Source organism: bacterium (assembly GCA_021372615.1).
In the GTDB taxonomy this organism is placed as follows: domain Bacteria; phylum Armatimonadota; class Zipacnadia; order Zipacnadales; family UBA11051; genus JAJFUB01.
In genome coordinates this window covers 1-19,907 of the sequence record JAJFUB010000133.1, presented here as the reverse complement: position 1 = coordinate 19,907, position 19,907 = coordinate 1, and the positions used below count along the sequence as shown (strand labels likewise).

The window sequence follows — 19,907 nt, the reverse complement described above, 5'->3', positions numbered from 1 at the left end:
GCACACGGCGCGACACCCAACAGCTTGCCTCTGAGTATGGCGCGGACTTCCGCAGGTCGGCGCTACAGCCTGGCGACGATCTGCGCCAGCGCCTCCAGCCCGCTCTGCTCGGCGCGCTTCGCGTCGCGCAGGGCCCGCTGTGCCCGCTGCTGGCGCTCGGGCTGCGAGGCCTTCCTGGCGCCGTCCTCGAACGGGAACTGGTCGCAGACCAGGCCGAGCTTGCGCTCGACCCGCTGGTAGTGCTGGAGCGCGTCAGCGAAGAGCGGGGCCAGTGCGGGGTCGCCAAGCCGGTCCTGCGCCTCCTGCAAGAAGGCGACCGCCTGGTGGCGACACTCGCGCCAGACCTGCGCATTGTACATCGCGCCGATGGCGTCGCCCTCGTAGGCCTTCGGGTCGTCCAGCGCGGCAACCCACTGGTCGTAGGCTGCCAGGCCGGAGGCGTAGTCGGCGTGGCGCAGCGGGTCATCCGCGTCGCCGCGGGCGCCGAAGTCCACAGCCCACTGCAGCGCCGCCTTCACAGCCCGGCGCGCGGTCCCCGTGGGCTTCCGCGCGGCGACGACCTGTAGCGCGATCATGTGCACGACGCCGCCGTCCCCGTACTTGTCCCACGCCACCGGACCCGCCTGCTTCAGCTCTCCGAAGTTCGTGTTCCAGTAGTGGTAGCCGACGTCGTCATAGCCGCTCACGACGTAGAACTCGGCCCAGTTGAGGTCATAGCCGATCACGGGCGTACCCGCGTCAATCGCCTGCCGGGCGCGTTCCCACGCCAGCTTCTTGTGGGCCTCGTACGCGTCGTCATAGCCCTTGTACCACGGGCCGACGCGCTCGATCTTCAGCCCCAGGAGGCCCTCATGCCCCTGGAGGCTCCCCCAGCCTGACCACACGTGCGGCCCGCTCGGGCAGAGCTGCTTATGAATGTTGAGGCCGAAGGCATGGCCGCTGACGCCATAGAGCCAGGCGGGGGTCACATCGGAGTGAAGGTACCGCAGGCAGCCTCGGAGACAGCCCATGTAGGTATCCCAGACTTCGTTGTCAGGCTTGAGGTCCGCGATGGTCTTCACGGGCGCGCCTCCAGACGTGTTGCCACCGGCGGCCAGAGCCGGGGCGATGAGCAGGCAGAGCGCAAGCAGGGAGACGAAGAGCATTCGTCGCATGGTGTGCACACCCTCCGCGAGTTGTCCAGCAGCGAACTGGTACCCTTTCGCCCTACACCTGCCGCTCTCCTGCCACACCTGCGGCAGCGAATGTGGCCGTCGCCATTTCTGACTCTACCGGCAGGAGACGCCGGAACCAGTGGCGAAGGAAGAAAGAGGGTAGACATTACGACAATGGTCGGGAGGTCACGTCATGCGACGCTCAGGTTTCACCCTCATTGAGTTGCTCGTAGTGATCGCTATCATCGCCATCCTGGCGGCGATCCTCTTCCCCGTCTTCGCCAAGGCCCGCGAGAAGGCACGAGCCGCGAGTTGTCTGTCCAATCTGAAGCAGCTTGGCCTGGCATACATGCAGTACGCCCAGGACTATGACGAGTGGTTTCCCGGCTTCCTGACCGGCAACACCGGCGGCCTGCGCCTCCCGTGGTACACGGTCGTGCAGCCGTACGTGAAGAACACACAGTGCTACATCTGTCCCAGCACCAGGTTCTACAACACGCCCAACCGGTACTCGACCTCGAGTAACGATTCGCCGACGGTGAACTACTGGGGCTACAACATGGCCACCATCCAGCGGCCGGCCGAGAAGTTCCTGATCGCTGACGGCGCCGGTGAGAGTTCGTCCCACACCGCCGTCGTCAGCCTGAACTGCATGGTGAACGGCATGTACAGCGTGGGCGCCTGCCGCGGCCACCTGTGGCCCGCCCACAATGACATGGCGAACGTCGCCTTCTGTGACGGCCACGCCAAGATCATGGCCGTGAACACCGAGACCTGCGGCACCACCACCACCGGCTACAACAAGTACTGGTCAGGCACTGCGCCGTAGCGGCACACCGGCATGCCAGGCTCCGCACCCCCATCGAGGCTCTGGCAGGTCATGCGGCGACCGTGGTTTGTCCCGGTCGCCGTCTTTCTGTGCGTCCTGCCCCTGCGGGTGCAGATGGCCACCCGCTGCACCCTCCCCGATGATGCCTTCATCACCTACCGCTACGCCGCCAACCTGGCGGAGGGCCGCGGGTTCGTCTACAACCGGGGCGAGCCGGTGTTGGGGACGACGACCCCCCTGCTGACCGTCCTCCTGGCGCTGGCCCATCGGGCCGGCGCCGACATTCCCCGCACCGCAGTGGCCCTCTCGACCGTGGCCTCGGCGGCGGGGGCGGCTCTGCTGGCGGCCGTGGCCCTGGCCACCACAGGCAGCCTCCTGGTCGCCGTGGCGGGCGGGGCGCTCATGGGCCTGTCCACCTACCAGGGCGAACTCGGCGCCAGCGGCATGGAGGCGCCGCTGCTGATCGCGCTCATGTTCGGCAGCGTCCTGCTGCTCGTGCGCAACCGCTGCGCCTGGGGGGCGCTGGTGGCGGCGCTGGCGGCGCTGACACGGCCCGAGGGCTTCCTGTGGTGGGCCCTGTACGGGCTGGTGCTGTGGCGGACCGGCAAGCTCTCCCGTCTGGCGCTGGCGGCCGGCCTCGGCCCCATCGCGCTGTGGTTCGGCTTCGCGGTGGCGTACTTCGGCTCGCCGCTGCCGCATACGGTGGTGGCGAAGGTGCTACAGGGGCGGTCGCCCATGGCGCAGCTCGCGCCACCGTGGCGGATGTTCGAGGCGGCCCTGGGCCCCCGGCGCTACCTCCTCGTCGCCCTCGCCGCGCCCGTGCTGATGTGGCGGCACGACCGGCGGCTGGCGTTGCCCGTGGGCTTCAGCGCCATCTTCCTCGCCGCCTACGGGCTCGCGCGGCCGATGATGTACCCGTGGTACGCCGCGCCGCTGGATGCGGCGGTGGGGCTGATGCTGGTCCCGGTACTCGACGGGGCCCTGCGCCTGTGGGACGCCCCGGCGCCGCCCCGCCGGCAGCCCTACCATCGCCTCTGGACCGTCTGTGTGATCGCCTCGTTCCTGCTCCTGGTCAGTTGCCGCGCCCATCACCACCGGGCACTGCTGCTCAGCGCGCGGATGCCGGAGCCCCGCCTGGAGTTCGCCCGGGCGCTCGGGCGTCATACGCTGCCGCAGGACACCATCCTCGTCGGCGACATCGGCTACCTGGGCTACTACAACCTCGACCGGCACATCGTGGACTACTACGGGCTGGTGTGGAAAGCCCCGCGCCAGCTCATGGCCGTCGCAATGGCCCGCACGATCAGCAACCAGTGGGCGACGCTGGCCATCGCCACGGTGCAGCCGACGGTGTGCCTCCTCGGGGAGCCCGACAAGCCGATGACACTGGGGGACCAGGGCCGGTACGCGCTGGAGGAGTGGCCGGACTTGCCCGGCTGGGCGGTGCTCCGGCGCGTCGGCACCGGTCCGCCGCCCCCCGCCGCAGGTGCCCCACCACCCCAACGCGAATAGCCTCCGCAACCGCACTCGCTCCGCCAAGTCGCCGGGGCGGGGTCTGTGCCCTGCAAGGAGGCCACCCATGCTGACCCCTGACCAGGTGACCGTACTGCGCGACCGCACCCTCCGGATGCTGGCGGAGGTCGGTCTGCGCGTCGAGAGCGATGAACTGGTCCAGATCATGCTGGCGCACGGATGCAGGCTGCACCCGCAGACGGGGCGGGTGCGCATCCCGGCCGGGTTGGTGGACGAGTTGGTCGCCAAGCTCGCGCCGAACCAGTGGCTCGACGATGACGACCAGAGCCTGCACCCCTACTGCGGGATTGACTGGACCCACTGGCTGATGTGGACCGGACAGAAGGAGGCCATACGGGAACGCATGCAGTCCGAGTTCCTGATGTCCGCCTTCGACTGCGGCCCCACCACCTGCTACGATTACCCCGCCGGTTGCAGCCGCCCCGTGGACACCGACATCTTCATCACCATGAAGAAGCTGGCACAGGCCACGCCGGAGATCGGCTACATCAGCACCTGGTACCGCCAGGACGTCCCCCGGGGCACCGAGCGCATCGAGTCGCTCGTGCTCGCGCTGCAGTACACCACCAAGGTGGACGGCATCGAGGCCATTGACCCGGCGGTCATCAAGTACCTCGTGGAGATCGGCGAGATCATGACCGGCGTGGCGAAGGACGCCCGCTACCTGGCGGGCTCCGAGTGCCTCACCTCGCCGCTGATCCTCGACCATCGCTCGGCGGCGGACATGCTGGCGCGCAAGGCCGCCGGGGTACGCAAGTACCACATGTGCTCCATGCCCACCATCGGCGTGTCCTCGCCGGTCACGATCGCCGCCTCGATCGTGCTGGGCGCCGCCGAGGTGCTTGGGGGCCTCGTCGCGGCCTTCTGCCTGGACCCGGAGGGCGATCTGACCGGCCGCATGATCTCCACGGTGCTGGACATGAAGGTCGCCACCGCCGCCTCCATCGGCCCGGCCACGGTGCTGTGCAACCTGGGGGTCAAGGAGCTGTTCGACCGCTGCTGGGGCGGGCACTGCTGGGTGGAGGTGTTCTTCTCGCCCACGGTCAAGCAGCCGGGCCTGCAGGCTGTGTACGAGAACTTCTATGGCGGCACAGCCGCGGCGCGCGTGTTGGGTGCGGCCGGCATTCCCTACCCGGGCATGGGCACGCTGGATAATGGGGGCCTGGGTTCACCGACGCAGTTCATCCTGGACATGGAGATCCGCAAGGGGCAGTTTGCCCTCCGGGATGAGATCGAGGTCAGCGACGAGACCTTGATCTTCGACCAGCTCTGCGAGCACGTGGCGCAGGAGCAGGAGTTCCTGACCAGCGAGCACACGCTGGCCCACTACCGGGAGCTGTGGCGCAGCGACCTCTTCCCGACCGACACCGCCGGCGCGGCGGGAGCGATGTCGGAGAAGCGCATTCTGGACACGTGCGAGGAGCGTTGGCGGGCGAACGTCGCGGCCTGGGAAGCCCCGGACCTGCCCGAGAACAAGCGGCGGGAGTTGGAGAAGCTCGTGGAGCGGGCGCGGGAGGAGCTAAGGTAGGTGACCCCATGGGTGCAACCATCGAGGGCGACCGGACTGTCGAGGAGATCCTGCAGGAGATCGTCGCGCGGATCGTGGACGCGGTCCACCCGGACAAGATCATCCTGTTCGGCAGCTACGCGCGGGGCGAAGCGAATGAGCACAGCGATCTGGACCTGATGGTGATCGCGCCCTCGGACACCCCGCCGGGCAAGCGGACGAAGCCCATTCTCAGGGCTCTGCGGGGCATCCTGTTTCCGAAGGATGTCGTGTGGTATACGCCGCAGGAGATGGATGAATGGCGGGGCGTGCGCAGCCATCTGGTCGGGCGAGTCCTGCAGGAGGGGCGGCTGCTCTATGAAAAGTCCGCTTGATGCCGGCCGTGGGCTGCTGCAGAAGGCGGGGCACGACCTGTTCGCGGGCCGCACCGTTGCCGCCACCGGCGAAGCGCTCGACACGGTCTGCTTCCACGCCCAGCAGGCGGCCGAAAAGTCCCTCAAGGCGGTACTCGCGCTGCACGAGGTCGTGTACCCCTTCACCCACGACCTCGGCACGCTCATCGGCCTGAGCGCGAAGCTGCGCGTAGAGGTGCTCGCCTTCGAGGACGCGGCTGAGGACCTGATGGAGTATGCCGTCAGGGGGCGCTACGACGAGGCGCTGTACCCGGACCAGGAGACGGCCAACCAGGCGCTTGCCACCGCGCAACGCATCTTCGACTGGGCAGCAAGCATCGTCCTGACCGGCGGGGGAGAGGCAGAGCGGGCCCCCGACACCTCCGGGCAGACAGACGAGTAGCCCCAAGCAGCCGCAGGTTGGCTGACACGGGTACGGGCGGAACTACTGTCGTAACGGGATCACAGGCCATGGCCACCCCCATCGTCGGACGTGAGACCATCCCCGGGCATCTGCCCGAGCGCCTCACCATCGCCTTCTGGTTCGGCTACTGGGCCACCGACATGCAGCCCGGCGAGGGCTTCCACGACCTGGAGCAGGCCTTCGCTGACCTCGTGGCGCGGGGGTTCAACACCATCCGCATTGACGGGCTGTGGAGCTGGGCCTTCAAGGCCGACGGGACGCGGCGGGGGCCCGTCGAGATCGGCCGCGTCGCCGACCCGGGCTACTGCGACTACGGCGCCGGGACCACGGCTCGCGGCGGCTACCGGGTGGACGCGCTGGACCGGATCCTGGAGCTGTTCGCGCTGGCACGTAAGTACGACGTGTACGTAGCGCTGACGAGCTGGGAGTACCAGCCGGGGCACACGCTCGGGTCGCTGGCCGACCCCGCGATCCGCCAGGAGATCCTCGACATCCCCGTGCCCGACCGCTTCCCGTACACCGGTATGCAGATAGACCGTCTGCTCGGTGTGCTCAAGGGCGAGGGCTTCGCCGACCGCATCGCCTACGTCGAGTTCCACAATGAGATTGACTACTCGATCGGCCGGGGGCTGCCCGGCGGCCGGCCGGCGCTGAAGGCGGCCGTGGAGCGGCAGATCGCCTTCCTGCGCGAGCGGCACCCGGACCTGCTCATCACCGACGACTACTCGCTGCCTTGCCCCGAGCAGGGCTTCGACGCCAACATGACCGCCGACTTCCTGGACCGCCTCGCCGACAACACGCAGCTCCTGGACCACCACCTGTACGCCTGGTCGGCGGGGGTGCAGGTAGCGCTGTTCCGCGAGCTGGGGCTGGGGATCGGCAGCGACGGCCTGGACGAACTGATCCCGCGGCTGGAGCGCGAGGGTGCGCTCTACCGCTGGCTGATGAAGCCGGACCACACGCCGTGGGAGGAGTACAAGCAGCACTTCGGCTGCGACTGGTTCCACCAGTGGTGGGCGCCGCTGTACCTGTATCAGAACATGGACGTGGACCGCTGGGACTATTGGCTATTCACCCACTACCCGCAGTACGAGGAGCGGATGCGCGGCTTCTGGCGCAACGCCATCGCCAGCATGGCCCGCCGCGCGCGCGAGCGGAACCTGCCGCTGGTGTGCGACGAGGGCTACATCTGCTGGCCGCCGACGCACTCGGCCTTCGAGCCCTCGGCCGTCGGCCGGGCGAACTTCGAGACCATCATGGAACACATGCTGCAGGCGGGCTACTGGGGCTTCATGGTTTCGACCTACGCCTTCCCCGGCCAACCGCTGTGGGAGCAGCAAGCGGAGTGGCTGAAGCGGCTGCACGATCGGATCCTGCAGGCAACATGAGCGGGCGTCTGCTCGCCTGTCGCACATATATCCTGTGAGAGTGACGAAAGGACCCACCCCATGGCCAAGACCCTCAAAGTCGGCGTAATCGGTGTCGGCGGCATCGCCGGCTCGCACTTCCCGGGCTGGAAGCAGAGCCCGCTGGCGGAGATGGCCGCCTTCAGCGACCTGAACCCCGACATCCTCAAGCAGCGCGCCGCTGAGCACGGCGTGGAGAAGACGTATGTGGACCCGCTGGAACTCATCGCCGACAAGGACCTGGACATCATTGACATCTGCACCCCCAACATGTACCACACGCCGCTGACCATCGCGGCGCTGGAAGCGGGCAAGCACGTCATCTGTGAAAAGCCCCTGGCCCCCAAGCCCGCCGACATCAAGAAGATGATCCGCGCCCGCAACAAGGCCAAGAAGCTGCTGATGACCGCCCAGCACTTCCGCTTCAACCCCACCGCCCAGGCCCTCAAGGCCGAGATTGACACCGGCCGCCTCGGCGAGGTCTACCATGCGCGCAGTTGGATGCTCCGCCGCACCGGCGCGCCCACCCGCCCCGGCTTCATCCAAAAGAAGCACTCCGGCGGCGGCCCGTGCATTGACATCGGCGTCCACATCCTGGACCTGACTCTCTACATGATGGGCTTCCCCAAGCCGGTCGCGGTCAGCGGCATCACCCAGAACAAGCTCAGCCAGCTCCCCGGCGCCTTCAGCAACTGGGGCGGCCCCATCCCGCAGGCCGACTGGGATGTCGAGGAGTTCGCGGCAGCCTTCGTGCGCTTCGAGGGCGGCGGCACGCTGGTGCTCGAGGTGAGCTGGCTGCTGAACCACAAGTCCGGCCCCGGCGAGGACATGCAGATGTGGCTGTACGGCGACAAGGGCGGCTCGCACTGGCCCAGCAACGAGCTGCTGTGGACCGACAACGGGACCCAGCAGCACTTCAACGTGCAGCTTCAGAACGAGGTCAAGGGCCCCGAGGCACACGCGCTGGAGTGCATCCGCTTCGCCGAGTGCGTCGCCAACGATCTGCCGTCGCCCGTCCCGGCCGAGCAGTCCCTGGATGTCCTGACGATCCTGGATGCGCTCTACCGAAGCTCGGCGGCCGGCGCTGAGGTGAGGTTGGACTAGACGCGGCGCACGTGCAGGCTGAGGCAGGCGGCGGCGCTCCGTCCGCAGGACGGTTGGCGGTGCGGAGCACCGCCCCCCAGCCGGACGCTTCAGCGTCCGGGGAAGCGCAGCATCCCTCTCCCTCCTCTTGGGGCTGCGGACGCCAAAGGCTTCGCCAAGGGGAGGAGAGTGGGGCCGCTGAGCCCCCGGCGCTGAAGCGCCGGGCTGAGGCGCGATCCTGCGGATCGCCAAGCGTCCTGCGGACGCTGACGACCCCGGCGTCGCTGATGGGTGCGTTCGCGACAGCCCTGTTCCTGGTCTGCCTGGCGCGCAAGTTCGGGCGCGCGTGAGGTATACTGGAGTCGAGGAGGTGCCGGCGATGAGCGCAGCTGCCATGGATGAGGCCATTGACGAGATTGTGCGGCGCATCGTCGAGGCCGTGCATCCGGACAAGATCATCCTGTTCGGCAGCCACGCGCGGGGCGAGGCAGGGCCGGACAGTGACGTGGACCTGTTGGTGATCGGCCCCACCGACGAACCGCCCACTTGCCGTATGAGGCCGGTGTACCGCGCGCTGCGCGGCTTGACGACGCCCAAAGACGTGCTCTGGTGGACTGAGGAGGAGGTCGAACTGTGGCGGGACGTGCCCGGTCACGTCATCCGCCACGCTCTGGAGGAGGGGAAGGTCGTCTATGCACATGACTGAGCAACGAGCGCGGGACCTGCTCAGGCTCGCAGGCCACGACCTCAGAGCAGCCGAGGTGCTCAGGCGCGAGGCCGAGTCACTGAATGTGGTTGCCTTCCTCGCTCAGCAGGCGATAGAGAAGGCGATCAAGGCAGTGCTGGTCTGCCATGACGTCAACTACCCCCGCACCCATGACATCGCGGCCCTGCTCGGACTGGCTCAGCCGCTGCAGGTAGGGGCCGACCAGTTCGACGGTTTCGCGGAGAACCTGCAGCACTATGGCGTAAGCATCCGGTATGACATCGAGCTGTTTCCCACCGTAGAAGCGGTCGAGCAAGCACTGAAGATCGCCCGCCGAACCTTGGCCTGGGCTCAGGAGATCGTGCATGCCAAGACAGGTGAGGCGCGACATGATCCCTGACCACGACCAACTCCGCACCATGCTCCGCCTCATGCTTACCATCCGTCGCTTTGAGGAGACGGCGACCGAGCAGTACTTCGCCGCCTGGAAGAGCGGGCAGTTCATGGGGGCGCTGCACACCTACCACGGTCAGGAGGCTGTGGCCGTCGGCGTGTGTCAGGCCCTACAGCCCGAGGATATGATCCTGAGCACCCATCGGGGCCACGGGCACTGCATCGCTCGGGGCGCTGATCCGGGGCGGATGCTGGCCGAACTCGCCGGTCGCTCGACCGGCTACAGCCACGGCTACGGCGGCTCGATGCACATCTTCGCCCCGGAGCTGGGCCTGCTGGGGGGCAACGGCATCGTCGGCGGCGGCCTGCCGCTGGCCATTGGCGCGGCGTTCTCGGCCCAGTACCGCGAGACAGGCGCCATCGCCGTCTGCTTCTTCGGCGATGGCGCCAGCAAGCAGGGCACCTTCCACGAGTCGTTCAACCTCGCCGCCCTGTGGGACTTGCCCATTGTGTTCGTGTGTGAGAACAACTGCTACGCCGCCACGACGCCCGTGTCGGACTCGTGCCCGGTCGCGGACATCGCCGAGTTGGCCCATGGCTACGGCGCGCCGGGGAGGACCGTGGAGGGTAATGACGTGCTGGCGGTGCACGAGTTGGCGCAGGAGGCTGTCGCGCACGCCCGCTCAGGCCGGGGGCCGTTCCTGCTGGAGGCCAAGACCTACCGCATGAAGCCCCACTGCATGGTCATCCGCGAGACGCGCGACCAGGGCGAGTTGGACAGGTGGGCGGCCAAAGACCCCATTGCGCAGTTCGAGCAGCGCCTGCAAGACGAGGCGTGGCTGACGGTGGACGAGATCGCCTCGGTCCGGGCCGAGGTCGAGGCGACGCTGGCGGCGGCGGCGCAGTTCGCACTGGACAGCCCGTGGCCCGACCCGGCCACCGTGGCGCAGGTGCTGTGGGCGTAGCCTGAACGGGAGCGCGAGCGCAGTGTCTGTGGGCCTGATCATCCTGGGCATGGTGTTCGGCATGCTGGTCTTTGTGGCGGCAACGGCGGCTGTCTACGGCCGCCTGCTGCGGTTTCCCTGGCGCCCCCACCCGGCGACCGTCGCCGAGGCTCGCATCGAGGGCCTGCTGCTGATCGTGCTGTGCACTGCGCTGTCGCTCCTGGGCTTGCTGGGCGCGGGCGTCATGGCCTGGGTGGGGGCGCAGGTGGCGCGCCAGCATCCCGGCAGCAGCCTCGTGGCTGCGCCTCTGTTGATCGGCCTGGCGTGCCTGCTGGTGGCGTGCGGCTGTGGCTGGGCCGTCGCGCAGGAGTACCGACGCCTGAGGACGCGCCCGCCCGAGGACTCCTCATGATCCACGACCTCTCCGTCCCCGTCACCGAGGGCACCGACTGGTACCATGAAGCCGGTACGATCCCGGTGTCGCTGCAGCAGGTCGGCTCGTACGACGCCGGCTGGGTGTCCCACCAGGTGGCGCTGATGGTGCTGAACGGCACGACCTACCTGGAAACCGCCGCGCACCTGTACCCCGACATGCCGACGCTCGATCGGGTGCCGCCAGAGAAGTTCATCACCCGCGCCTTCGTCGTGGGTGTCGGGCAGGGCCGGCCGGCAGCCGGTTCGCCGTCGCCTCTGCCCGCTCCCGCCGCCGCTCTACCCGGCTTCCGCCCTGACGAGGACGCGATCCTGCTGCACTGCGGCTGGGACAACCATCTGCACGCCGCCGACTACTACCACAGCAGTCCCTACTTCTCGCCCGAGCTGCAGACGTGGCTGCTCGATCACCGTCCGGCCATTCTGGGCGGCGACATGCTCTCCTACGACCACCCCCAGGACGCCGCCATGCCCTTCCTGGGCACGTTCTTCCGTGGTGGCGGGATGATCCTGTGCCCGCTGGTCGGGCTGGGCGTTCTGCCGCCGACGGTAACACTGTACTGCTCACCGCTCAAGCTCGCCGGCAGCAGCGCCGCGCCATGCCGCGCGCTGGCGCTGACCTGAGGCGCCGCCGGACACTCCTCCACCGGAGGCTACTGCCATGCTCCGAACCGTTCTGATCGTCATTCTGACAGGGGTAGGTGCTCTCGCCATGGCCCAACCGCTCAACACCACCGGCTGGCAGCTCGTCGCCGAACACGCCACCTTCACCCCGCGCGACACCGCCGAGGACGCCGTCTTCCAGGGGAAGATGTGGATCAGCAACGCCTACCACGCCGGCGGCACGCTCGTGCGCGACCTGTGGAACTCGTCCGATGGCGTCACCTGGACGAAGGTGCTGGACCAGACGCCCTACGATGGCTACGCCGAGATGGTCGTCTTCCAGGACAAGCTGTGGGCCATCAAGAGCAGCGTCTGGAACAGTAGTGATGGCGTGAGCTGGACCCAGGTGCTGGACAAGACGCCCTTCCGCGCGCGCGGCTACGGCGAGTGCGTCGTCTTCCAGGACAAGATCTGGCAGTTGGGTTCCGGCCGCGATGTATGGAACTCCAGCGATGGCGTCACCTGGAACTGCGTGCTCCCCGAGGCGCCCTTCGGCAGCCGCTACGGTTCGGCCGTCGCTGTCTTCGACAGCAAGCTCTGGCTCTGCGGCGGCTGCATCCAGACACCAAGCGACCCCCCCGAGAAACACTACCCGAAGTTCACGACCTACAACGATGTCTGGTCCTCGCCCGACGGCGTGACCTGGACGCGCGTGGCCGAGCACGCCCCATGGGCCGAGCGCATGTGGTTTGTGGCGCGGGAGTACGCCGGGAGGCTCTGGATCATCGGCGGCTTCTCCAACCGCGAGAGCAAGAACTTCGCGGAGAGCTGGTACACCGCCGACGGGGTCAACTGGACGGAGGCCAGATCCGACCCGATGTGGAGCGGCCGTCACGAACCGACGATCTACGTCTATGGCGACAGCCTGTGGGTCGTGGCAGGAAACTCGTGGCCGCTGATGAATGATGTGTGGAAGCTGACACACAAACCATGACGGTCATCGTCTCGTACTGAAGGAGGTCCCGTTGATGCGCAGAGGTTTCACGCTGATCGAGTTACTGGTCGTGATCGCCATCATCGCCATCCTGGCGGCGATCCTGTTCCCGGTGTTCGCCAAGGCGCGGGAGAAGGCGCGCCAGACGGCCTGTCTGTCCAACTGCAAGCAATTGGCCCTCGCCGTCATCCAGTACTCGGCCGACTACGACGAGAAGCTGGTCGGCTACTGCACCCAGAGCCCGGCCAACGTGTGGCATCCCGTGTGGGAGATGCTCAACCCCTACATCAAGAACGACCAGGTGTGGATCTGCCCCAGCCAGACAGGGACGACGCAGGGCATGGGGGCCAACATCCTGCACCTCATCATTGACCTGAACTGGGGCGCCGCGGCCATCTCTCTGGCGCAACTGACCATGCCCGCCGAGAAGATGCTGTTCTGTGACGCGCAGAACGGCGCACGGACGGGCGGCGTCGAGGGCAACGGCGGCAACCCCGTGGCCTGGTGTCCGGCCGGGCACGCCGGCTATCCGCCGTCGTGGAACGACGTCTACCAGTACGGGATCTCCAGCCGCCACAACGACGGCGGCAACTGTGTCTTCGCCGACGGTCACGCCAAGTGGCGCAGCAAGACCTACATCCTGGCCAACGACGGGGACATGTGGGGGCATACCACTCGCTGATCCCCGGAGGCCTCGATGCGCCCGTACCGCCTGTCGGTTGTGCTGGCTGCTTTCATCGGTGGGGCCTGCCTGGCGCAGGCCCCGCCGGCGACCTACCAGTTCGTGACCCCGGCCGAACCCCTCCCCGATAAGCCCTGGCACAAGACGTTCCTTGACGAGCAGGCGCGCACGCCCGAGGGGCGGCCCAACGCCGGCGCGGCCTGGTGCGACTTCTTCCTGGGCAACGCCGTCAACAACACGCTGCAGCGGACGGCCGCGCAGAGCAAGTGGGAGGACTGCAGCGCCTTCCTGTCCTGGGCCGTGTGGGGGTACCTGTCACCGGACAGCAAGTTCCACGGCGATGAGCGCCTCGTGCAGATGAGCCAGGTGTGGCTCGACACCCTCTTCAAGACACTCACGACCAGACCCGAGGACCCCAAGCGGGCCGAAAAGTGGCAGCCCGAGCGGCTCGACACGTGGGGCTTCGCGGACTACACGCTGCCGCTGCTGGAGATCGAGGCCCGGCCGGAGCTGCAGGCGAAGCTCGGGGCCGACCGGATCGCGAACTTGCGCCGTATCGTGCTGGCGAACACCGAGACCAACACGACGCCCGAGGCCTTCAACAAGCTGATGGGTGACTGCGAGACCTACATCAACCCCATCACGCACCCCATGGCCGTCTACATCCACGGCTGGCTGCTCACCGGCGAGCGCAAGTACCTGCAGATGGCGTACCGCATCATCCACACCCTCGGGCGCGACCAACTCCCCAACGGCATGTTCCCGTACCGCTTCAAGGTCTACGGCGAGGGCCACTGCGAATATGAGATGATGTACTACCACGCCATGAACCTGCGGGGTCTGTACCTGTACTGGTGGGCGACGGGGAGCCGGGAAGCCGCCGACATCTTCCGCCGGTCCATCCCGTACTACCCGCTGAACCTCGAGTGGCCCGGCCTCTTCAACGGCGGACCGGACATCTGGTGGAAGGACCAGTGGCGCACGTTCTGGCCGCTGCACATCGCCATGGTGGCGGCCGTGACCGGCGACGGCGAGAACGCCGCCCTCGCCGGCGAGATGGCCCGGCGCAACATCAGCCACGACCGCATGGACCTGTTCCTGGGCGCCCATGCCTACCAGCAGATGGCGCTGCAGGGGGCCGCGGAGCAGCCGCTGCGAGACGACTACACCATGCTCGACTCCGACATCCGCGGGGCGCGGCTGCGCTATGGCCGCTGGTCGAGCACCTTCACCACCGGCAGCTTCACCTACACCCGCGCCAGCGCCATGCGCGTGGCCGACGACCTGGGGGGCTTCAGCGCCCTGCACCTGGCGCGGCCCTACGTCCGCGTCTGGCCGCTGGAGAAGCCCTGGCGGACGGAGCCGGACCATGGCACCCTCGGCCGCTATGGCGCGCAGTTCACCCACCAGCAGGTGGGTGAGGCCCTCGCCCTGGGCACGGCCTACGCCCCGGCCCTGACCGCCGCGACCTGGCAGGAGACCCAGCCCGAGGCGCCCTGGCGGATGGTCGAGCTGTGGCTGATGACCCCGCAGGGCATGGTCGGCCTGCTCGAGAGCACCGCCACCGCCCCCGGCGAGGCCCGGGAGCTGTGCCACCAGTTCCGGTTCATCATCCCCAGGGACGCCGACGCGCAGCAGCAGCCCGACGGGACGTGGCGCTGCGGCGACCTGCGCTTCCGCGTCTGGGCCACCGACCTGCCCTTCACGATCACGGAGCGCATGCGGCGCTACTGCCAGGGCGAGGCCGACCGGCGCGACTGGCAACTGAGCCTGTCCGACATGGACCGCTCCCCCGAGAACACCGCCCAGCAGCCCACCGAGGCGCAGCAGGCGACGCTGAAGCTGCCGGAGATGCATGCCATCGCCGCCGGAACGCACCACTTCAGCCTGGTGGAGGTGTCGCCGGCGGCCGCGCTGGGCTTCACGGACGTGCGCCGTCTGGAGGGGAAGACGGGATTCACGGCGAAACTAGAAGACAAGACCTACCACGCAGTCTACAACCCGGCCACCGCAATGACGGACCTTGAGGTCCGCTGACCAGCCATGGCGAGGTGTAACATGCGCAAAGGTTTCACGCTGATTGAGCTTCTTGTCGTCATTGCCATCATCGCGATCCTGGCCGCCATTCTCTTCCCCGTCTTTGCCAAGGCGCGCGAAAAGGCCCGGCAGACGAGCTGTCTGTCGAACCTCAAGCAACTGGCCCTCGGTATGATGTCGTACGTGCAGGACTATGATGAGAGTCTCCCGCACGTCTACAAGGATGTGGGCGCCACCCGCTACTGGTGGTTCTATGACATCCAGCCCTACCTGAAGAGCTACCAGCTCTACAAGTGCCCGAGCATGGGCTCCACCGGCTGGTCGTCGGGGGCCTACGGCTATGCCTTGCCGATGCGTCACATCTGGCTGGAGGGTGGGGCGGCGCAGCACCGGCTCGCCGAGTTCCAGCGGCCGTCGGAGATCCTGATGTCGGTGGACGCCGAGCGGCCGTGGTCGCACTACTGCTCCCAGTGCGCGGCCTGCACCGGCTGCGGCATCAGTTGCATGCCGCCCTACAGCCCCGCCTCGCAGCGGCATAACAACGGGGCGAACTGCGCTTTCATGGACGGCCACGCCAAGTGGCTGGCCCAGACGAACATCAACGCGAACACAGTCATGTGGGGGCACAACGGCCTGTAGCCATGTGTCCACCAGAGGGAGGCCCCCGGCATGAACGGGCGGCTACTGCTGGTCGTCTGCTGTCTCCTCGGCGGCGCGAGTGCTCGCGCCGCCGATCCGTCGCTCCGGGAGAGGGTCCAGGTCGCCTGGACCCACGAGAGCCTGCCGCTACGCGTGCCGATGAAGCGGATGATTGAGATCACCGCGCCGGGCGTGCCGGGCAAAGCCGGGCAACTGGTCGTCTTGCGGCTGCAGGCTCGTCTAGATTGCCCGCCCAACAGCGGCTGGAACAAGTTCCTGGCCCTGGAGATCAACGGGCAGAAGGTGTACCGCACCCTCGGCGGCGCCCGCCGCGGCCCCGAGCGCATCCTCAACCGCGACCCGAACTGGGCGCCGGCCGGCTATGAGCAGGATTACGTGCTCTTCCGCGAGAACCAGCTCTGCGTCATCTTCGCCCCCGACTTCCAGCAGTTCGACCACCGCGTAGCCGCCGATGGCACAGAGACCTTCTGGTATGTCCTGGACGTCGGCGACCTCATCAACCCCGAGGCCGCCAACGTCATTCGGATCACCAACATCGCCCAACCCGTGTGGTTCGGCAACCAGGAGCACGACCTCGTCATCGGCGACCTGAGCCTGGGCTACCTGCCGGCTACCGTCCGGGCACAGCGTGAGGCCGAGGGCGTCCGGCCGTTGCCCGCCGGCACGACTGCCGCCATGGCCGGCGGCAAGGTCACCCTCACACCCGAGGGCGGCCTGGCGGTACAGGTCGGCAGAGAGCACTACGTACTCGAGACCTCCCTCACCTGGCCGGAGGGGGAACTGAACTGGCTGGGCTGTGCCGACCGGCTGAAGTCCGAGCCGCCCCAGGAATGGAAGATCCTCAGCCGCAAGCTGGACAAGACGGGCGGCCAGGTGGTCGCGGCCGGCAAGTTCTACCGCCTGACCCGCACCCTCAAGCCCGACGGCCCGCGCCTGCGCGTCACCGACCGCATTGACAACCTCAGCGGCGACGACCTCGGCGCCGCCATCTCCTACGACCTCACCGCCGGGGGCCCGCTGGACGACCTCCGCCTGGCGGGCGATCGGGCCCTGAGCTACGTGGACACCGCCGCGCCGAACCCCACGCTCTTCGCCGCCCAGAAGGCCAGCGGGCTGGGCTGGCTGGCCGAAGACGACCTGCTGCGGCTGCAACTGCGCCTGCGTGACAGCCGCCGCGTCGCCAGCGCTTTCACCAGCAACTTCGGCCTGCCCAAAGGCGGCAGCTACACGCTGAGTTGGACGCTCTATCCCTCCACCTCCACCGACTACTGGGCCTTCATCAACCAGGTGCGGCGCGACTGGGATGTCAACTTCACCGTGGACGGCCCGTTCGCGTTCATCGGCCACTGCTCGGGGCTGTCGAAGGAGACGCCCGAGGCCCTCGCCCCGCGCTTCAACCCCCGGCGCGTCACCCTCGGCGCCATGCACCCGTGGACGAACTACCAGTACCCCTACGACCGCCAGCAGCACAAGCAGTGGTGGCGCGAGGCCCAGGCACGCGTCCGGCAGGCCAGCCCCCAGACCAAGTGCCTGCTGATGATGGAGCCGCCGCTGGAGAGCCGCGTCCACCAGGACCGTGTGGACGCCGACCCGTACCGCGACGCCATGATGGTCAATCGCGAGGGCAAGGTGTGCTTCGACCTGGGCTATGGCCCCAACTACATCGGCAAGACGGATTGGGCCGCGGGCTACCGGCTGGTGTGGCGCTACCCCACGGTGGAGAACAGCTGGGGCAAGTACCTGCTCGATGACGTGAAGTTCGCCATGGCCGACTGTGGCGCCAATGGCATGTACATTGACTGCTTCAGCTACGCCTTCAGCCGCGGCTGGGCCCGCTACAGCTATGACCGTTGGGACGGGCACACCGTGGAGTTGGGCGAGAAGACCCACCGCATCGTGGCGAAGCTCACCGACGCCGGGCTCGTGTCGCCGCCGGCGCAGCAGGCCGTCATCGAGGCCATCCAGGCCGCCGGCGGCGTAGTGGTCGCCAACACCGAACCCGCCACCGCGAACATGCGGAAGGTGCGCATCAATCGCTTTGTCGAAACCGGCGGCGGTCAGGGCTCGGACCGCGAGACCCACCTGTATACCCCCATCGCGCTGGGCTATCCCTGGTACCAGATCGCCGAGAACGACCGCACCCCCCGGCGCCTGATGGAGGACATCATCGCCAACCTGCAGCATGGCGCGCTGTACTACTACTATGGCGTTCCGGCCGAGGGCTACCCGTACGGCTGCGTCAACCGCATGTTCCCCTTCACCCCGCGCGAGCTGCACGGCGGCTGGCTGGTGGGCGAGGAGCGGATCATCACCACCCAGAGCGGCGACTTCGGCTGGGGCGACCGCAGCGGCGTGAAGGCCTTCCACTACAGCGCCGACGGGCAGGAGACGCCGCTTCAGCTGAAGCCGAAGACGGTGGCGGGCAAGCTGGTGTACCCGGTCACGCTCGGCAAGGGTGAGATCGTGATCCTGGAGCGAGTGCGCTAGCCTCACAGGAGACCAAGACAACGCAGTATGGAGCTGACCCTCGGCAAGCAATACCTGAGCTTCCCCGTCCGTCGCGGGGCCGCCATGCAGCGGCTGACCGTCGCCATCGCCGACGGCCTGACCCGCACGTTTGACCTAGAGCTATCCGCTGAGCAGCCCGACTTCTGGGCCTTCATGGACGTCGGCGAGTTCGTCGGCCGCACCGCGACGATCAACGCTGGCGCGCCCGCGCCCGACCTGCAAGCCATCACCAACGACGACGACCTGCGCGACGCCGACGACCTCTACCGCGAAGCCTACCGCCCACAGGTCCACTTCTCCTCGCGGCGGGGCTGGCTCAACGACCCCAACGGTCTGGTGTACCACGCCGGAGAGTACCACCTGTTCTACCAGCACAACCCGTACGGCTGGGGCTGGGGCAACATGCACTGGGGACACGCGGTCAGCCCCGACATGATCCACTGGCGCGAACTGCCGGTCGCCCTCTACCCCGATGCGCTCGGCACGTGCTTCTCGGGCTCGGCGGTCGTGGACCATCACAACACCACGGGCTTCCAGACCGGAGACGAGCCGCCGCTCGTGTGCATGTACACCGCCGCCGGCGACCCCTTCACCCAGTGCCTCGCCTACAGCAACGACCGGGGCCGCACGTTCACCAGGTACGGCGGCAACCCGGTTCTGCCGCACCTCGCCGGCAGCAACCGCGACCCGAAGGTCATCTGGTATGAGCCGGACCGCAAGTGGGTCATGGCGCTGTACCTGGAGCAGCACGACTTCGCCCTCTTCGCCTCGCCGGACCTGAAGCAGTGGGAGAGGCTGTGCGACGTGCATGTCGCGGGCAGCAGCGAGTGCCCCGAGTTCTTCCCCCTGCCGCTGGACGGCGACGCGGACGACGTGCGCTGGGTCTTCTACGGCGGGAATGGGCTGTATCTGGTCGGGCGCTTCGACGGGACGACCTTCACGCCCGAGACCGACCCGCAGCCGCTGCATCGCGGCAACTGCTTCTATGCCTCGCAGACCTTCAACGACGTCCCCGACGGCCGCCGTGTCGTGATCGGCTGGGGGCGCGTCGAGCTGCCGGGGATGCCCTGCAACCAGATGATGACTCTCCCGGCCGAGCTGACGCTGCACAGCACCCCCGACGGCCCGCGCCTGCGCGCGCAGCCGGTCCGCGAGGTCGCGAGCCTGCACGGCCCGAGCCATCGCTTCGCGGACGTGCGACTGCGCGGCGCCAACCCTCTGGCCGACATGGCGGGCGACCTGTTCGACGTGACCGCCGAGTTCGCGCTGCAGGGCGCAAGCCAGGTTGGGTTCCACGTGCGCGGCATCCCGGTGACCTACCACGCCGGCAACAGGCAGCTTGCGTGTCTGGGCTGCACTGCGCCGCTGGAGTTGAGTGGCGACACGCTGACGCTGCGCCTGATCGTGGACCGCGCCTCCATTGAGATCTTCGGCGGCGACGGGCAGGTCTACATACCCGTGGGCATCATCCCCAGCGACAGCTTGCACGGCCTCGAAGTCTTTGCCCGTGGCGGGCAGGCGACGGTCTCGGTGACCGTGAATGAGCTGAAGCCGATCTGGCAATAGGTCGTGGGTGCCGCGTCGTGTGCGGCGGGCCCCGCACCAGTCGTGGGGCCCCCC

The 19,907-nt window shown here is 67.9% G+C and carries 19 protein-coding genes and 1 pseudogene; 19 read left to right on the top strand and 1 reads right to left on the bottom strand.

Going from position 1 to position 19,907, the window contains the following annotated elements:
- Positions 1-62: 62 nt before the first annotated feature.
- A complete protein-coding gene (locus LLH23_19890; GenBank protein MCE5240729.1) occupies positions 63-1,154 on the bottom strand; it encodes a hypothetical protein in 1,092 nt (363 codons plus the stop codon).
- Positions 1,155-1,347: 193 nt separating this feature from the next.
- Between LLH23_19890 and LLH23_19885 the strand changes: the two genes are divergently transcribed.
- From LLH23_19885 to LLH23_19795, 19 genes and pseudogenes are all read left to right on the top strand, one after another.
- On the top strand, positions 1,348-1,983 hold the full coding sequence (locus LLH23_19885) for a DUF1559 domain-containing protein (protein MCE5240728.1): 636 nt from the start codon (positions 1,348-1,350) through the stop codon (positions 1,981-1,983).
- A gap of 51 nt (positions 1,984-2,034) precedes the next feature.
- Positions 2,035-3,495 (top strand): hypothetical protein, encoded by a 1,461-nt coding sequence (locus tag LLH23_19880; protein MCE5240727.1) that lies wholly within the window; start codon positions 2,035-2,037, stop codon positions 3,493-3,495.
- Positions 3,496-3,562: 67 nt separating this feature from the next.
- Entirely contained in the window at positions 3,563-5,044 is a 1,482-nt protein-coding gene (locus LLH23_19875; GenBank protein ID MCE5240726.1) for a trimethylamine methyltransferase family protein, read from the top strand.
- An 8-nt stretch (positions 5,045-5,052) separates the two neighbouring features.
- Positions 5,053-5,397, top strand: coding sequence for a nucleotidyltransferase domain-containing protein (locus LLH23_19870; protein ID MCE5240725.1), 345 nt, complete (start codon positions 5,053-5,055; stop codon positions 5,395-5,397).
- Entirely contained in the window at positions 5,381-5,818 is a 438-nt protein-coding gene (locus LLH23_19865; protein ID MCE5240724.1) for a HEPN domain-containing protein, read from the top strand. Before LLH23_19870 ends, LLH23_19865 begins: the two co-directional genes overlap by 17 nt.
- A gap of 68 nt (positions 5,819-5,886) precedes the next feature.
- Entirely contained in the window at positions 5,887-7,227 is a 1,341-nt protein-coding gene (locus tag LLH23_19860; protein ID MCE5240723.1) for a hypothetical protein, read from the top strand.
- A gap of 60 nt (positions 7,228-7,287) precedes the next feature.
- Positions 7,288-8,349, top strand: coding sequence for a Gfo/Idh/MocA family oxidoreductase (locus LLH23_19855; GenBank protein ID MCE5240722.1), 1,062 nt, complete (start codon positions 7,288-7,290; stop codon positions 8,347-8,349).
- Positions 8,350-8,707: 358 nt separating this feature from the next.
- Positions 8,708-9,034: a nucleotidyltransferase domain-containing protein gene (locus LLH23_19850; protein MCE5240721.1), complete on the top strand. Its 327-nt coding sequence runs from the start codon at positions 8,708-8,710 to the stop codon at positions 9,032-9,034.
- Entirely contained in the window at positions 9,027-9,434 is a 408-nt protein-coding gene (locus LLH23_19845) for a HEPN domain-containing protein (GenBank protein ID MCE5240720.1), read from the top strand. The genes LLH23_19850 and LLH23_19845 overlap by 8 nt, the downstream gene beginning before the upstream one ends.
- The gene (locus tag LLH23_19840; GenBank protein ID MCE5240719.1) at positions 9,400-10,392 is read left to right on the top strand and encodes a thiamine pyrophosphate-dependent dehydrogenase E1 component subunit alpha; all 993 of its coding nucleotides are present in this window, start codon (positions 9,400-9,402) and stop codon (positions 10,390-10,392) included. Before LLH23_19845 ends, LLH23_19840 begins: the two co-directional genes overlap by 35 nt.
- Positions 10,393-10,414: 22 nt before the next feature.
- Entirely contained in the window at positions 10,415-10,783 is a 369-nt protein-coding gene (locus tag LLH23_19835) for a hypothetical protein (protein MCE5240718.1), read from the top strand.
- Positions 10,780-11,427 carry a cyclase family protein gene (locus tag LLH23_19830; protein ID MCE5240717.1) on the top strand — a complete coding sequence of 216 codons (648 nt, stop codon included), beginning with the start codon at positions 10,780-10,782 and terminating at the stop codon, positions 11,425-11,427. Before LLH23_19835 ends, LLH23_19830 begins: the two co-directional genes overlap by 4 nt.
- A gap of 37 nt (positions 11,428-11,464) precedes the next feature.
- The gene (locus tag LLH23_19825) at positions 11,465-12,400 is read left to right on the top strand and encodes a hypothetical protein (protein MCE5240716.1); all 936 of its coding nucleotides are present in this window, start codon (positions 11,465-11,467) and stop codon (positions 12,398-12,400) included.
- Between the two features lie 34 nt (positions 12,401-12,434).
- Entirely contained in the window at positions 12,435-13,082 is a 648-nt protein-coding gene (locus LLH23_19820; protein MCE5240715.1) for a prepilin-type N-terminal cleavage/methylation domain-containing protein, read from the top strand.
- 15 nt (positions 13,083-13,097) lie between these two features.
- Positions 13,098-15,119 (top strand): hypothetical protein, encoded by a 2,022-nt coding sequence (locus tag LLH23_19815; protein MCE5240714.1) that lies wholly within the window; start codon positions 13,098-13,100, stop codon positions 15,117-15,119.
- A 21-nt stretch (positions 15,120-15,140) separates the two neighbouring features.
- Positions 15,141-15,286: pseudogene (locus tag LLH23_19810) on the top strand (prepilin-type N-terminal cleavage/methylation domain-containing protein).
- Positions 15,279-15,758 carry a hypothetical protein gene (locus LLH23_19805; protein MCE5240713.1) on the top strand — a complete coding sequence of 160 codons (480 nt, stop codon included), beginning with the start codon at positions 15,279-15,281 and terminating at the stop codon, positions 15,756-15,758. The pseudogene LLH23_19810 and the gene LLH23_19805 overlap by 8 nt, the downstream one beginning before the upstream one ends.
- 30 nt (positions 15,759-15,788) lie before the next feature.
- Entirely contained in the window at positions 15,789-18,266 is a 2,478-nt protein-coding gene (locus LLH23_19800) for a hypothetical protein (GenBank protein ID MCE5240712.1), read from the top strand.
- Positions 18,267-18,293: 27 nt separating this feature from the next.
- Positions 18,294-19,853, top strand: coding sequence for a glycoside hydrolase family 32 protein (locus LLH23_19795; protein ID MCE5240711.1), 1,560 nt, complete (start codon positions 18,294-18,296; stop codon positions 19,851-19,853).
- The last annotated feature ends 54 nt before the right edge of the window (positions 19,854-19,907 follow it).

Bases quoted from the DNA above. Each gene is read 5' to 3' on its own strand.
- LLH23_19880 (MCE5240727.1), top strand. From the start codon at position 2,035: ATGCGGCGACCGTGGTTTGTCCCGGTCGCCGTCTTTCTGTGCGTCCTG.
- LLH23_19825 (MCE5240716.1), top strand. From the start codon at position 11,465: ATGCTCCGAACCGTTCTGATCGTCATTCTGACAGGGGTAGGTGCTCTC.
- LLH23_19890 (MCE5240729.1), bottom strand. From the start codon at position 1,154: ATGCGACGAATGCTCTTCGTCTCCCTGCTTGCGCTCTGCCTGCTCATC.
- LLH23_19800 (MCE5240712.1), top strand. From the start codon at position 15,789: ATGAACGGGCGGCTACTGCTGGTCGTCTGCTGTCTCCTCGGCGGCGCG.
- LLH23_19820 (MCE5240715.1), top strand. From the start codon at position 12,435: ATGCGCAGAGGTTTCACGCTGATCGAGTTACTGGTCGTGATCGCCATC.
- LLH23_19875 (MCE5240726.1), top strand. From the start codon at position 3,563: ATGCTGACCCCTGACCAGGTGACCGTACTGCGCGACCGCACCCTCCGG.
- LLH23_19815 (MCE5240714.1), top strand. From the start codon at position 13,098: ATGCGCCCGTACCGCCTGTCGGTTGTGCTGGCTGCTTTCATCGGTGGG.
- LLH23_19885 (MCE5240728.1), top strand. From the start codon at position 1,348: ATGCGACGCTCAGGTTTCACCCTCATTGAGTTGCTCGTAGTGATCGCT.
- LLH23_19860 (MCE5240723.1), top strand. From the start codon at position 5,887: ATGGCCACCCCCATCGTCGGACGTGAGACCATCCCCGGGCATCTGCCC.
- LLH23_19870 (MCE5240725.1), top strand. From the start codon at position 5,053: ATGGGTGCAACCATCGAGGGCGACCGGACTGTCGAGGAGATCCTGCAG.
- LLH23_19840 (MCE5240719.1), top strand. From the start codon at position 9,400: ATGCCAAGACAGGTGAGGCGCGACATGATCCCTGACCACGACCAACTC.
- LLH23_19830 (MCE5240717.1), top strand. From the start codon at position 10,780: ATGATCCACGACCTCTCCGTCCCCGTCACCGAGGGCACCGACTGGTAC.
- LLH23_19865 (MCE5240724.1), top strand. From the start codon at position 5,381: ATGAAAAGTCCGCTTGATGCCGGCCGTGGGCTGCTGCAGAAGGCGGGG.
- LLH23_19850 (MCE5240721.1), top strand. From the start codon at position 8,708: ATGAGCGCAGCTGCCATGGATGAGGCCATTGACGAGATTGTGCGGCGC.
- LLH23_19845 (MCE5240720.1), top strand. From the start codon at position 9,027: ATGACTGAGCAACGAGCGCGGGACCTGCTCAGGCTCGCAGGCCACGAC.
- LLH23_19855 (MCE5240722.1), top strand. From the start codon at position 7,288: ATGGCCAAGACCCTCAAAGTCGGCGTAATCGGTGTCGGCGGCATCGCC.
- LLH23_19795 (MCE5240711.1), top strand. From the start codon at position 18,294: ATGGAGCTGACCCTCGGCAAGCAATACCTGAGCTTCCCCGTCCGTCGC.